General features: G+C 34.4%; 13 protein-coding genes. 2 read left to right on the forward strand and 11 right to left on the reverse strand.

The annotated features are described in order from the left end of the window. Positions 1–211: 211 nt before the first annotated feature. The 3 genes from AC3HD6_RS13720 to AC3HD6_RS13730 all read right to left on the reverse strand — a co-directional run bounded on the left by AC3HD6_RS13720 (position 212) and on the right by AC3HD6_RS13730 (position 2,290). Complete coding sequence (locus AC3HD6_RS13720) at positions 212–763, reverse strand: NADPH-dependent FMN reductase (RefSeq protein WP_488896848.1); 552 nt, start codon at positions 761–763, stop codon at positions 212–214. Between the two features lie 104 nt (positions 764–867). Then, positions 868–1,596: a pirin family protein gene (locus AC3HD6_RS13725; RefSeq protein ID WP_488896849.1), complete on the reverse strand. Its 729-nt coding sequence runs from the start codon at positions 1,594–1,596 to the stop codon at positions 868–870. A gap of 322 nt (positions 1,597–1,918) precedes the next feature. After that, positions 1,919–2,290, reverse strand: coding sequence for a winged helix-turn-helix transcriptional regulator (locus AC3HD6_RS13730; protein WP_488896850.1), 372 nt, complete (start codon positions 2,288–2,290; stop codon positions 1,919–1,921). Between the two features lie 84 nt (positions 2,291–2,374). Between AC3HD6_RS13730 and AC3HD6_RS13735 the strand changes: the two genes are divergently transcribed. Continuing rightward, positions 2,375–2,977, forward strand: a complete 603-nt coding sequence (locus tag AC3HD6_RS13735) for an FMN-dependent NADH-azoreductase (protein ID WP_488896851.1) — start codon at positions 2,375–2,377, stop codon at positions 2,975–2,977. Between the two features lie 120 nt (positions 2,978–3,097). Here the strand turns inward: AC3HD6_RS13735 and AC3HD6_RS13740 are convergent, their stop codons facing one another. From AC3HD6_RS13740 to AC3HD6_RS13755, 4 genes are all read right to left on the reverse strand, one after another. Continuing rightward, positions 3,098–4,480, reverse strand: a complete 1,383-nt coding sequence (locus tag AC3HD6_RS13740; protein WP_488896852.1) for an MFS transporter — start codon at positions 4,478–4,480, stop codon at positions 3,098–3,100. A 14-nt stretch (positions 4,481–4,494) separates the two neighbouring features. After that, positions 4,495–5,010, reverse strand: coding sequence for a nuclear transport factor 2 family protein (locus AC3HD6_RS13745; protein WP_488896853.1), 516 nt, complete (start codon positions 5,008–5,010; stop codon positions 4,495–4,497). Positions 5,011–5,229: 219 nt separating this feature from the next. Next, positions 5,230–5,994 (reverse strand): toxin-antitoxin system YwqK family antitoxin, encoded by a 765-nt coding sequence (locus tag AC3HD6_RS13750; protein ID WP_488896854.1) that lies wholly within the window; start codon positions 5,992–5,994, stop codon positions 5,230–5,232. Positions 5,995–6,002: 8 nt separating this feature from the next. Then, the gene (locus tag AC3HD6_RS13755; RefSeq protein WP_488896855.1) at positions 6,003–7,865 is read right to left on the reverse strand and encodes a glycoside hydrolase family 13 protein; all 1,863 of its coding nucleotides are present in this window, start codon (positions 7,863–7,865) and stop codon (positions 6,003–6,005) included. A gap of 395 nt (positions 7,866–8,260) precedes the next feature. Between AC3HD6_RS13755 and AC3HD6_RS13760 the strand changes: the two genes are divergently transcribed. Continuing rightward, positions 8,261–9,235 (forward strand): sterol desaturase family protein, encoded by a 975-nt coding sequence (locus AC3HD6_RS13760; RefSeq protein WP_488896856.1) that lies wholly within the window; start codon positions 8,261–8,263, stop codon positions 9,233–9,235. A 77-nt stretch (positions 9,236–9,312) separates the two neighbouring features. Here AC3HD6_RS13760 and AC3HD6_RS13765 read toward each other — a convergent pair whose 3' ends face one another. The 4 genes from AC3HD6_RS13765 to AC3HD6_RS13780 are packed head-to-tail and all read right to left on the reverse strand — an operon-like array spanning position 9,313 to position 13,429. Beyond that, the gene (locus AC3HD6_RS13765) at positions 9,313–10,458 is read right to left on the reverse strand and encodes a hypothetical protein (RefSeq protein WP_488896857.1); all 1,146 of its coding nucleotides are present in this window, start codon (positions 10,456–10,458) and stop codon (positions 9,313–9,315) included. Positions 10,459–10,476: 18 nt separating this feature from the next. Then, positions 10,477–11,355, reverse strand: coding sequence for a hypothetical protein (locus AC3HD6_RS13770; RefSeq protein ID WP_488896858.1), 879 nt, complete (start codon positions 11,353–11,355; stop codon positions 10,477–10,479). Further along, the gene (locus AC3HD6_RS13775) at positions 11,355–12,188 is read right to left on the reverse strand and encodes a hypothetical protein (protein WP_488896859.1); all 834 of its coding nucleotides are present in this window, start codon (positions 12,186–12,188) and stop codon (positions 11,355–11,357) included. Before AC3HD6_RS13775 ends, AC3HD6_RS13770 begins: the two co-directional genes overlap by 1 nt. Next, positions 12,185–13,429: a radical SAM protein gene (locus AC3HD6_RS13780; RefSeq protein WP_488896860.1), complete on the reverse strand. Its 1,245-nt coding sequence runs from the start codon at positions 13,427–13,429 to the stop codon at positions 12,185–12,187. Before AC3HD6_RS13780 ends, AC3HD6_RS13775 begins: the two co-directional genes overlap by 4 nt. Between the last annotated feature and the right edge of the window lie 66 nt (positions 13,430–13,495).

Raw genomic sequence — 13,495 nt, forward strand, 5'->3', positions numbered from 1 at the left:
TACTATCTTTTATATTTCAATTTACTTTTTATATTCAAATTTAGAAAACAAAAAAGCCGACAATCTTTTCAGATTATCGGCCGTTATTTTATCTCAGAATTTCAGAGCCCACAATTTTCCCTTTATGAGAAAAACATTGTTTATAGGAGGTCTGAATTTTCATCTCTTTTTCTTTTTGCAAAAATAGTAATTTTAAATGAATATTCAAATTCTATTTTTCAAGGATGGTTTCAATAGCCGCAATCTTCTTTACTTTTTCCTTTAATTCACTGTCTTTCTCAGCGTTAGAAATTTTCTGTTCAGCTTTATCAAAGTTATCATTGAAGAAAGGAAGTGAGAAAGTTTCTACCACATTTCCACCATGGAAAGGGAAACGCTTGGATGCTGCTTCTAAAACTCCGGCTCCGCCTCTACCTCCAGGTGATGTTGACATCAATAGCATTGGTACTTCATTCCATACGGTTCTGTCTTTGATTCTCGATACCCAGTCAAATACATTTTTGAATGCTGTAGAATATGTACCATTATGCTCTCCTAAAGACACCAATAGTAAATCTGCTCCATCAATTTTAGCCGCAAAATCATGTGCTTCCTGAGGTACTCCGCCAGCTAATTCTCTTTCATGTTTATAGATTGGCATTTCGAAAGGATTTAAATCAATCACCTCTACTTCTCCTTTATCAAATAATGTTGATGCATACGCTACCAACTGCTTGTTCATTGAAACTTCTGAGTTACTTCCTGCTATTGCTAAGATCTTCATATGTAGTATTTATTTTTAAGTTATACAGAACTGCAATCTATTAAAGATTCTGTTGATCGTAATTCTGTATTATTTTTTTATTTTAAGGATACAAATTTAGTTTTTTATTTAAGATAAGAAGGTAATTCCATTGGGACTTCCATCAATAATATTTCAGCATCTTCTACTGCTTCGATATTAAAGCTTTGAGTATCCCAGATTCCTAATCCATCTCTTTCATTCAGCACACGGTCACCTACTTTAGCACTTCCTTTTAAAACAAATGCATAGACTCCGTTGCCTTTTTTGTTCAGCATGTAGTTTTTACCATTTCCTTTTTTGAAGTTAGCGATATTAAACCATGCGTCCTGGTGAATCCAAACTCCGTCATCATTTTTATTAGGTGATAAAATCTGTTGGAATCCATTGATCTTTTCACCTTCTTTAATGCTTTTCTGATCGTATCTTGGTTCTACGTCCAATTCTTTTGGAAAAACCCAGATCTGTAAGAATTTTACTTCTTCGTCTTTATTTTTGTTGTACTCGCTATGCATTACTCCGGTTCCGGCACTCATCACCTGAATTTCACCTTTTTTGATCACCGCAGTAGTTCCCATTGAATCTTTGTGTTCCAGATCTCCTTCCAGAGGAATCGAAATAATTTCCATATCTCTGTGTGGATGTGTCCCGAATCCCATTCCCTGAGAAACGGTATCGTCGTTCAATACTCTTAATACCCCAAAGTTCATTCTATCTTTGTTCTGATAGTTTGCAAAACTGAATGTGTGGTAAGAGTTTAACCAACCATGATTAGCATGGCCTCTTGAATCTGCTTTATGATATACTGTTTTCATTTCTGTGATTATTTATGGTACAAATGTACGGGATGGGAAGGTGAAAAAAAGTTGATGTAGGATAAGAAAGAAAATTGATGATTGAAAAAATGATTATTCTGTTGGACTAGGCAAAGGTGCAAAGATTTTATCTCTGATAAAATTATATACTGCTTTATTAGGCATACATCCACAGATATCACATTTAAAAATCTTAATTTGTAAGGATATTCTAAAAAATTATAAGTTTTGGCTAAAGCCATTGGACTCCATTTAAAATATGAAAGCGGGCTAAAGCCCGCTCCTATTGAATTTTAGGACCATTATTTTATAAAACCCATTATTATTCCTCATTCTTCTCTACAGAGGGGCTTCCGAATATATGTTTACGATGGTTTTCACCCCAGTCTTTTAAAGATTCTACCACGGTTGTTAATGTTTCTGCATGAGGCGTGGGATAGTACTCTATGCTCACAGGATAGGTATCTTTTACGATTCTTTCCACTAATCCGTTTTGTTCAAGCTCTTTTAATTCTTTTGCCAGCACTTTGGATGTCAGTTTTGGAATACTTCTTTCAATTTCAGTAAAGCGCTTATTTCCTGCATTTAATGAAACGATGATGAGTAATTTCCATTTTCCGCTTATCACATCCAGGGTATCACGGACGGGCTTTAAAACCTGCAAACATTCTTTGTGATTATTTTGTTTATCCATTTTCACTTTCCTTTAGGTAACTCCTATACTTTGGAAAGTGAATTTACAATAATTTTGTCACCAGTAAAAACAAAAAATTCAAAAATGATTAACATTTTAAATATCAAAACAAGCATTAATGGGGAGGGCTCTGCCAGCAATCAACTTTCAGAAACTGTTATCAGTCAATTATTAGAAAAGAATCCTGGAGCTAAAGTTATTGTTCGTGATCTTGCATCAGATCCTATTCCTCATCTGGAAACCACGCATTTTTTATCATTTGAAATTCCTCATGAAGAAAGAAATGATGAGCAGAAAGAAGCTTCCAAATATTCAGATCAAGCTTTACAGGAAATTGAGGAAGCAGATATTCTTGTAATAGGAGTTCCTTTTTACAATTTTAGCTTCCCATCCACTTTAAAATCATGGATTGATCATATTTCGATTCCGGGAAAGACATTTTCTTATGCTGATGGTGTTCTGAAAGGTCTTTTAAAAAACAAAAAGGTGTATCTGAATTTTGCCATCGGCGGAGTGTATGAGGATACAACTATTATTGATCAAATGGAGTCTTATTTAAAAACATTATTCGGATTTATCGGGATTACAGATATTGAAGTATTCAGAAGTGAGGGAATGTCCCTGCCTACCATCAGAGAAGAAAATTTATCAAAAACAGTGTCAGAAATTGAAACGGTTTTAGCATAATAAGAAACAAATTAAGTTTTGGCTAAAGCCAATGGAAGAATTTTAAAATATAAGCGGGCTAAAGCCCGCTTATATTGAATTTATTATTATCTTTTTTATTCCTCAGCAAACAAGCTAATTTTAAAAATGCACCTGCTTAATCTCTTCTTCAATCTCCTTAGGAGTTTCATCTTCTGATTTCACGAAGATCATCGTCACTAAAGCTCCAATCAACATACAGATACCGCCTACCACAACATAATCCATAGCCTGTTTACCAAAAATACTGCTTACGATAGGCCCACCAAATAATCCATTGATGATCTGCGGAATAACAATAAAGAAGTTGAATATCCCCATATAAACACCCATTTTTCTTTGCGGGATGACTTCAATCAGCATCGCGTAAGGCATTGCCAAAATACTAGCCCAGGCAAATCCTAATCCGATCATTGAAATCCACAGGTTATTTACATCTTTGATAAAATACATTGAAATTAACCCTAACCCTCCACATAATAAGGCTAATGCATGAGTTTGCTTTTTTCCAATCCATTTAGCAATAGGAGTCAATAAAAAAGCAAATGGAATAGCCCAAAGATTATACATTCCAAACAATTTACCGGTTAAATCGCCGGCATCATTGAATGCTTTTGAATGGGTATCTTCCGGAGAAAGTCCTAAATGATGGGTTGCCAAAGCACTGGTAGTAAACACCCACATGGTAAATAATGCAAACCAAGAGAAAAACTGAACAATTCCCAGCTTTTTCATCTGAGCCGGAATGCTGGCAAAATCCTTGAAAATATCTGAAAATTTAGATTTTTCATGTTCTATTTCTTTTCCATCTTCAAAGGCTGCAAATTCTTCAGGAGAATATTCTTTAGTGGTAATGATCGTATACAGAATAGAAATAATCAGTAATACAGCTCCTACATAAAAGGAATAAATAACGTTATCTGCAACAAAACCTTTAGGTGCTACATTAGAAACGCCTAATTTCGTCAGCCAATCCGGCAAATAAGAGCCTAATACAGCACCAAAGCCTATTAAAATGGTTTGCACTGAGAATCCTATTGTACCCTGATGTTTTGGAAGCATATCTCCCACCAAAGCCCTAAAAGGTTCCATGGCAACATTTACAGAAGCATCCATCATTGCAAGGAAAATCACGGCTAATAAAAGAGCATTAGCTGCAAACATCTGAGTTACAGAAGCCGCGTTAGGTAGCAAAACCAATCCTATGGCACATAAAACTGCTCCAATCAGGAAATAAGGTTTTCTTCTTCCCAGCGGGCTCCAGGTATTATCTCCCATATGTCCAATGATAGGCTGAACAATCAGCCCTGTAATGGGAGCCACCAGCCAAAACCATGACAATTCATGAACATCTGCTCCTAAATTGGCAAGAATACGGCTTGCATTTCCATTTTGTAATCCGAATGCCATTTGGATTCCCAGGAACCCCATACTCATATTGATAATCTGAGTAAGTGAAAGATCAGGTTTCATTTTTCCAGCCATTGTTATCTTTATGCTTATTTTGTTTTTAATTCTTTGATCAAAACGTCTTCAAGAGCTGTTTTCTCAGCAACTACTTTATCTACCACATCATTAGGAACCGTCATAGAAAGCACATACTGTTTCACTTTCCATTGTCCATTGATTTTTTCTACTACTCCTGAACCACGGCAGATTTTCATCTGAGTATCTAATAATTCATCAAACCAGGCTAATTTCCCATCTTTACTGAAATAGATATTTCTTTTTAGTGCTGTAAAATTCCAGGTTTTCTTTTTGTCGAAATGAGGCTTAGCCCAAACCATAAATTCTTTTTTGTCCCATACTTCTGTGGCATCGGTTCCTATAAATGTAGATTCATCTGCAAAATAATTGAAATAGGCAGCGAAATCAGCATTGGCAGCAGCGGTGTTGAAACCGTCGAGCATAGTGGCTATTTCAGTTTTGTCTTTTTCGGATTTTGACTGGGCTGAAACACCTGTAAAGCCTATTATTAATAGGACTAAAGTAAAAACAATTGATATTCTTTTCATTTGATAATGATATTTGATTTAAATTTAAAAAAGCCATGATATGGGATTTGTTCTCATATTTACTGAAATGATTCAGTTTCCACCGCTTACCCTCTTGTATTTTATTTTTTGTTTTAAGCGGCCTTTTTCATCAAAATATTTCCATACTCTGTCTTTATAAGCACATATAAATTTCTCAGAATTTCTTTTATAATTAATTCTGAGAAATAACAAAAAATGTTATTTTAAATATTCTATTTTTTTTTCATTTTTTATCCGTTGACCTTTTTCGTTAAAATTGATAACAGATCCTTCAATCGGCTCACAACAATTATTTCCGTCAAATTTTTTTATTGTTTTTATTTTTCCATTTTTATAATACTCTTTCCAAATTCCTGATCTGTTACCATTTTTATAACCGCCAATTGTTTTTTCTCCCAATTCATTAAAAAACACCCATTCTCCTATCGCCTGATCGTTAAGAAAATATCCTTCTCTATAGAGTTTTCCATTTGGAAAAAAAACCTGATTTAAACCATTATGTAGTCCTTTTACTAACGAATAAATTTCATGAGGCTGTCCATTTTCATAAAATGTTCTGCATGTTCCGTCTTCCATTTGATTGGTATAAAATGCCTTTGTTTCTATTACTTCATATCCATTATAATAAAATAACCCTGATAAATTACCATTTGGATGATAACTAGTTCTCTCCCCTATCCGGTTTCCATCTTTCCAAGTGGTTCTATCTTTTAATTTTCCATTTTTGTAATATTCCAGCTGTACACCGTCTTTTTTTCCATTTTTAAGATGTGAAATTTGAATAAAATTATCCTGATAAGTTTTTACTGTTTTTATTTCATCTTCCCCCACATTGTAAGCTTGTGAAGCATCCTTAACTGTAGCTAATCTATTGACATCACCATATTCTCTCATCTGTTTTTCCTGAGCTGAACAAAAAACTGTTTTAGCGAGAAAAATAAAGCAGAAAAATTGTTTTTCCATATCTATCTTTATTTTTCCAATTCAATGATTAATGGTGTTTTTGCAGGAATGGTCAAAGTATTCTGCAATAGGAATTCTTTTCCTGAAATCACCTCTTTACCTTTTGAAAATCCTTTTAGAGATTCTTCAAAATAGTGTAAATCTAACGTCTGATCTTTTTTATTATTGTTGATGATCACCATTACACTTTCTTTATCATTGTATCTGAAATAAGTAAAGACGCCGTCTTTAGGAACAAAATTCTTCGTTTTTCCGGTATGAATCACCTCTTTTCCTTTTCTCCAGTTTAATAATTTCTGAGTAAACTGATAGAATTCCTTTTGTTCAGAGGTTTGTGATGCGAGGTTGAAAGCGTTCTGCTTGTCAGATTTCCAGCCTCCCGGAAAATCTCTGCGGATATCGGCATCACCTCCTTTTTCTTTATTTCCACGCATTCCTACTTCTGAGCCATAATAGATCTGTGGAATTCCACGGACAGTTGAGATCAGAGTTAGTCCCATTTTATAAACATTAGGATCTGCTTCGAAGATCTCATTCCATCTTTCAGTATCATGATTTTCGAAGAAAACCATAACATTATTGATATCCGGATAAAGGAAATCACTGCTGAAAGAGTCATAAAGCTTTATCATTCCTGTATTCCAGCCTTCTTTTTCTTTAAAGGCTTTCGGCATGTCTCCAAAGAGCATAAAATCCATTACAGAAGGCAAATTTGAATTATATCCAGCGGCTTCCCCGGTTTTTGAGTTTTTTTGCCAGGCAGAAATTTGCCCTGCAGTGTACAGCCAGGATTCTCCTACAATATTAAATTTAGGATATTCATCAGTAATCGCTTTGGCCCATTTTGCCATTGCCTCTTTATCATTATAAGGGTAAGTATCTACACGCAATCCACCTAGTTCAGCATATTCTATCCACCAAATAGCATTTTGGGTTAAATATTTTAATACCAATGGATTTTTCTGGTTAAGATCCGGCATCGTTTTATCAAACCATCCATCCAACGCATATCTTTTATCAATCTCCGATGCGTTGGGATCAAATTGTGTGGATGTTTTATAATTGGACCTTTTGAAGCCGTCCTCTCCATCTTTAAACCAGTGAATCCAGTCTTTTGTGGGAAGATCTTTCATCATCCAATGAGAAACACCCCAGTGATTGGTAACATAGTCCATCACCAGTTTCATCTTTCGTTTATTTAATTCCTGGGAAAGCTTTTTGTATTCTTCATTGGTTCCATAGCGCGCATCAATTTTATACAGATCGGTCTGGGCATATCCGTGGTAGGAATATACTTTTTCATTGTCTTCATTTACGGGCGTTAACCAAACAGCGGTTGCCCCCAGATTTTGGATGTAGTCAAGATTATTGATAATTCCCTGCAGGTCTCCCCCATGCCTTCCATTGGGTAAACTGCGATCTGCCTTTTCAGTTAATTGCGGAACAGAATCGTTTTTTTCATCTCCATTGGCAAAGCGATCAGGCATAATGAGGTACATTACATCTTTTGAAGTATAGGATTCCCGATCCGCAGATCCGGAATTCCTCTGCTTTAATTCATAGGTATAAGAACCCAGATTTTTTTGATTTTTTTTAATATTGATGGTAAACTTTGGTACCGTAATCTCATTGGTATTGATTGTAATAAAAACGTAGTTTGGATTTTCTACCTTTTGAATTCCTTTCATCTGAACCCCATCTGAAAGTGAGATTTCATTATTGGCAATTCCTTTTCCATAAACAAGGATCTGAAGTTCAGGATTTTTCATTCCCTTCCACCAGAAAGCGGGTTCTACTTTTTCCAATGTTTTTGATTGTGAAAAAGCTATTGAAGCAGCAGAAAGGGCAAAAAATGCATATATTTTTCTCATAACTTAGTCTTAGTCTTCTATTTAATCATCAGTTTCTTGCTATGAAACTTCATTAAGAGCATTGTTCATCATATTAAAAAACAGCAAGTTACACCAAAGCGCACAACAATTTAAGTATGAACAACTTATCAGCAAATTACAAAAAAACTTTAGAGTTATTACAATATTATAGGTAGAATTATCTTTTATTCATCAATCTTATGGAGATTCATTGGTTTGATAAAATTCAGCGCAGAAATACAGCAATATTCAGAGCTCATTTTGGAAGAAAACAACAATATTTCACAATCAGCAACTTATTTTTTATTAAATTTTCATTAAAAAACACATAAAACAAAATATTAAATCTAAAAAATTCCCATTTTATCTATTTAATGCTTAGTTTTACAGAAAAAATGTTTGATTTTAGTAAAATGTTTGAAAGTGATGGACCGGACATTGTTTACCCCTGGGCCATTCCTATGTTTGCAGGCATTATTTTTATAGAAATGGCCTATAGCCACTTCAATAAAGAAAAGCTTTATGAAACCAAAGATGTGGCTACCAATGTGCTTTTAGCACTTTTAAATTATAGCCTGGACATCATTATGAAAGGGTTTTCTATGCTTGTTATGATGTTCTTTTACTATCATCGTATTTTTGATTGGGAAGTTGGGATATGGTATTGGATTGCAGTATTTCTGGCCCAGGATTTTGCTTACTATGTTCACCATTATGTAGATCATCATTCCCGTGTCTTCTGGGCGGTACATATTACCCATCACAATTCTGACTATTTCAATATCACCACAGGATTCAGAAGCCCTGTATTTCAGCCACTGTACAGATATTTGTTCTTTTCTCCTCTGGCGTTAGTAGGATTCCATCCGCTGCATGTTATGGTAGCTTATTCTGCTATTCAGATTTATGGAACCTTTGTACACACACAATCTATTAAAAGTATGGGCTTCCTGGAATATATTTTGGTAACCCCTTCTCATCACCGTGTGCATCATGCCTGCAACATCAAATACCTGGACCGTAATATGGGAATGGGATTGATTATCTGGGACAAAATCTTCGGAACATTTGAAAAGGAAGATCCAGAAGTTCCTGTTAAATATGGAATTTATCCTAAAATGAAGTCTAAAGATCCGGCCACAGTTCTTTTTTACGAATGGAGAAGAATTGGAAAAGACCTTAGACAACCAGGCCTTTCTTTCGGGGATCGTCTGAAGTATCTCTTCTATTCTCCGGGATGGAGACATGACGGAACTGGAAAAACAGTAAAACAATTTCAGAAAGAATACAAGGAAAAAATTAAAAACAAGCCACAGGTTGTTCAGACAGAACAAACAGAGGTTACTGAACCAGAATATACTCCAAATTAAAGAGTAAAAAATCCCCAAGCGATAAACTCGCTTGGGGATTTTTTTGTTGTATGTCTTGTAAATATTATACTCAGAAGTTATTTACTTTCAATATAAGCAACATTAACCAATGTATTAGGTTTCATGTAAACAATGTTTTTTTGAAAGTCTAAAAATACGTTGAATCTCTTTAAGACTTCATTCCCTAAAATATTCATTCTGGAACCGGTTACCAATCTGCTTTGTGATAAGAGCTGCACCGGGATATCATTTAGCTTTGATTTTCCTAATGATAAGGATTGAAGATTGGAGGTCATTACAGGAATTTCATTTCCTTGAGCTCCTTTCATTATTACTTTTTTTATTACCCGCATTCTATCCGTAGGAAAACCCTGTTCATTCAGTAAAGGACCATCCAGCATGGCTGTTCTTTGATATCCTGTATCAAAGAGATACCAATCTTTGTTTTTAACCTTATCCTGCGTGATGCCTACCTGCACCAGGAAGACGTTATTAAAATACTTTATTGGAAGCTGAGAATATTGAGATTTCACATCAGAAGGAAGCTGAGAATGTACCACCATCAATCCTTTATCATGATTTAATTCTACAATCATACCATCAAATAAATCCCAGCCAAACCTGCCATCTGTTCCATGACCTGTAAGCTGTGCGGGGTAAATATTAAACCCCTGATATTCTTTGTTCCCGATTTGCAGGATATTGGTTCCTGATTTTAATGAACTTTTGATTTTATTCTTTAAGGTCTCCTGTGTCAGTACCAGATCGCTTGTTCCTGTATCAAAATTAAGTAAAAGGGTATCTACTTTATTGAGTACTGTTTTTACGAATATAGTATTCTGCTCATTTATATGGAGTTTCATGGTGTCTTTAAAAGACATTTTACTAAAGTCTTTTGGTGGTAGGGATTCAATTCTTGTAAGGGCAGAATCTTTATCTTTCAACAGAATGATAAAATCTTTTTTTTCTCCTTTTTTAAGGGTTACCACAAGAGAGTCTATATCTGTTTTTATAGCCACCTGTTTATCAGGTCCTGCTATTTTGGAGACGGTATATACATCCGTTTTAATGTTAGGATCTATACTCCAATCTGTTTTTAAGCCATTATCTTTTTCGTAAATAACTGCTTTAGGGCCATTTGCTTTCAAAACAGGTAATTTATTTTGAGCCCATGAAAAAGAAGTGAAAAATGAGACAATCAATAAAGACAAAAAAGATTTCATACTTCAATACTATTTAAATTATATACAAAATTTACCCAAATAGGTCATAACAACATCTATTGCCGTATTCCCTATTGTTGTACCATCATGAAAACAATTATCTGTGGGAGCAATGTAAAACTGATAGGGTTCTTGTTTCACTTTAATCACGGGATAGCCAGGGTAATACTTTAGAAAATAATCTGTAATGTTTTCATTCGTTATCACTACATCTTTAAGTTCTTTTTTTTCTTTAAGCATGTTATTTGCCTGCTTCATCGTAAGATTAACAAATAAAAAATAACGAGGCTGTTCTCCTAAATTTATGGTAAATCTATTCCCGTACTGATAACAGGTATGCAAAGTCATGTCTTTAGAACTATCTTTATGAACGCCTATAAAATGAATGTCTTTAAAAGTGTAATTTTCTGGCAGTTTTCTTTTATTTAAAGAGACTACCTCACTATTCGGATAATTGGTTGCCACACTCATAAATCTATATGGTGCTAATGAAATTTCATCTAGAACACCATTAAGATGGGCATTTAATTCCTGAACTAAATCCTTATTTTCAACAAATTTTTGAAATGCATCACCGTCTGAAGTTGCTGAATGAAGATTTAATTTTTGGAATATATTTTTAAGTTTTTCAGGAATTTCTCCTATAAAAACAGAATTATAATCTTTCTTATTAATATGATCCCCTTTTACCGTACTAAGTTCCTGGTCAGACAATTTCCGCCAGTCTCTTTTTGCTAAATGTGCATTGGGCTCATATTGTGCTTTGAACCTAATGTCTTTGAATACAATTTCTACAGGCTCCTGTTTTGAATGATGAACAAGGCCGGAATTGATTTCTAAAACATCTTCTAAGTTCTCACCATATATTTTGATTCCTGATTTTAGTTTCATAGTCATTAGTAATTATTAAATTCTCCCACAAATACCATTGTTATATCAAATTTTTTATTCCCCAGCGTGCTTCCGTCATGAATAAAATTATCCGTTGGGGCAATATAATACTGATATGGTTTTACTTCTATTCTGATCACAGGATAATGAGGATAGAGGGCAAAAAATAGTTCTACAATATTATCTGAAGTAACAGAAATATCCTGATAATGCTTCTTAACATCGGTATAAATTTGTTTCAATGTTAAATTGACAAAATACAGATATCTGGATTCTTCACTGATATTGATAGAGATTCTGTTGTCTGATTTATATGCAGTATTGGGCGTAAATTTTGTACTCTGATCAATATGCAGACCTGTATATTTTATATGTTCTCTATTATGAAGATGAAAAGTGGTAGTATGCATATCCGGAAGACATCTTGTAATCCGATGAAAATTGTATCGCTGCGTATCCGATTTTTGATTCAGAAACTGATTCAAGACTTTATTCAGTTTTAAGGTAAGTTTCTCATCTTCCTGAAATTTAGGCTGAACATCAAAAAGCGTCTTGCACTCCTCCAGTTTTATGGCTTTAAACAAGCTCTTTAATTCATCAGGAATCTCGCCCAATCCTAAGGTCTTAAACATTTTATTATGCTTTCCGGAATAAGAGAGCATTTTATATTCTGCTTCTGTAAGATCACGCCATTTATTATCAGGTAAATAGGCATTATCAAAATACTCAATTCCTGTATTGACTACTTTTTCAGCCACTACTCCTTTATTGATTTTAAGCTGGCTTCTCCAGTTGGTAACGGAATCTCCAGCTAAATACATTCCTTTCTTCAGATTCATGCTAAACGATAATGCATTAATTTTTCTTTCACTCCGGATTCAATCATAATCTCTTCATTGTCAAATTCCAACTCATGTACTATATCTTCATAAGAAACTTTTGACAATTCCATTTCTTCTTGTGTTTCTAATGGGATTCCATCTATGATATCGTTCTGAATATAGGTAATGAGCTTAATCATATCATGGCAATAAATAGTAGGATTATCAAAGCCCCGGTCATTAGAATAGCGATTCCCTAAAAATCCGCCACCACAAAAATCATAAACAGAACAGTTAAGACATTTCTGTGATACCATGGAATGAGCATTCATATAAACATCAAAAAGTCTATCATTGAAAACATCACCAATAGCGTGGGTATGGATATTAATATCATTTCTGGTAATTCCTTCATAACAGGCTCTTATAAAGTCTGCAACTTCTAAATTGCCATTGGTCTCCAGTACAGCAACCCCATTGATATTTTTACCTAAAATCTGGTCGCCTTCATCGTCACCCACAATAAGATCAATAAGTGTTTTAAAAAATCGTACACTCATCCTATCATGGTCGTTTTTCCAAATTTTAAATAATTCTATCAGCCAATCTGCATAAGGAGTATAGTTTTTGGTATTAACAAGTTCCTTGTCCATTCCTTCCGGAAGCTGATCAAAATGACCGTCCGGTAAAAGAATACTAAGGCTTTTTACTTTTAAATTTTTAACCTCATCATAAAGTTCCTGAGGAGGAATTTTAATATTTATGACAGACAATACTCCATTAAGGCCATAATTCTGCCCCAGAGTAATTGCTTGCTTTACTTCCTCATAAGATCCTTTACCATTATGGAAAACACGGTATTTATCATGATACTCTTTGGGACCGTCTATGCTTACCCCAACTCTGATACCCAATTCATTGAAGAGCTGATACCATTCATCATCCAGCCCAACACCATTGGTCTGAATTACAAAATCAAAGTAATGATCTGGAAGTATTTCCTTGAAAATCCTGATGGATTCACGATAAAACTCTTTGGATATCAATAATGGTTCACCTCCATGAAAAACGATTTGTATAGTATTCAAATGATTTTCCAGGCAATATTCATCCAGCTTAGCAGCGAAAGCTTTTATGGTATCAATTGACATGAATTTAGGCTGTTTCAAATATGTTTTATCACCTAAATTATACATGTAACAATACGAACAGTTGAGATTGCATCTGCTTGCAACCTTTAACACAAAAGAAGTAATCATATCTTATTTTATTGAAAAAAAATAGTTCTCCGCAATAGCGGAGAACTATACATTTTAATGTAGCAA

Source organism: Chryseobacterium sp. II3a (assembly GCF_057815135.1).

Excerpts from the sequence above, each read along its gene's own strand:
- AC3HD6_RS13750 (WP_488896854.1), bottom strand. The coding sequence starts at position 5,994 with ATGGAAAAACAATTTTTCTGCTTTATTTTTCTCGCTAAAACAGTTTTT.
- AC3HD6_RS13740 (WP_488896852.1), bottom strand. The coding sequence starts at position 4,480 with ATGGCTGGAAAAATGAAACCTGATCTTTCACTTACTCAGATTATCAAT.
- AC3HD6_RS13770 (WP_488896858.1), bottom strand. The coding sequence starts at position 11,355 with ATGACTATGAAACTAAAATCAGGAATCAAAATATATGGTGAGAACTTA.
- AC3HD6_RS13745 (WP_488896853.1), bottom strand. The coding sequence starts at position 5,010 with ATGAAAAGAATATCAATTGTTTTTACTTTAGTCCTATTAATAATAGGC.
- AC3HD6_RS13730 (WP_488896850.1), bottom strand. The coding sequence starts at position 2,290 with ATGGATAAACAAAATAATCACAAAGAATGTTTGCAGGTTTTAAAGCCC.
- AC3HD6_RS13755 (WP_488896855.1), bottom strand. The coding sequence starts at position 7,865 with ATGAGAAAAATATATGCATTTTTTGCCCTTTCTGCTGCTTCAATAGCT.
- AC3HD6_RS13775 (WP_488896859.1), bottom strand. The coding sequence starts at position 12,188 with ATGAATCTGAAGAAAGGAATGTATTTAGCTGGAGATTCCGTTACCAAC.
- AC3HD6_RS13765 (WP_488896857.1), bottom strand. The coding sequence starts at position 10,458 with ATGAAATCTTTTTTGTCTTTATTGATTGTCTCATTTTTCACTTCTTTT.
- AC3HD6_RS13735 (WP_488896851.1), top strand. The coding sequence starts at position 2,375 with ATGATTAACATTTTAAATATCAAAACAAGCATTAATGGGGAGGGCTCT.
- AC3HD6_RS13725 (WP_488896849.1), bottom strand. The coding sequence starts at position 1,596 with ATGAAAACAGTATATCATAAAGCAGATTCAAGAGGCCATGCTAATCAT.
- AC3HD6_RS13780 (WP_488896860.1), bottom strand. The coding sequence starts at position 13,429 with ATGATTACTTCTTTTGTGTTAAAGGTTGCAAGCAGATGCAATCTCAAC.
- AC3HD6_RS13760 (WP_488896856.1), top strand. The coding sequence starts at position 8,261 with ATGTTTGATTTTAGTAAAATGTTTGAAAGTGATGGACCGGACATTGTT.
- AC3HD6_RS13720 (WP_488896848.1), bottom strand. The coding sequence starts at position 763 with ATGAAGATCTTAGCAATAGCAGGAAGTAACTCAGAAGTTTCAATGAAC.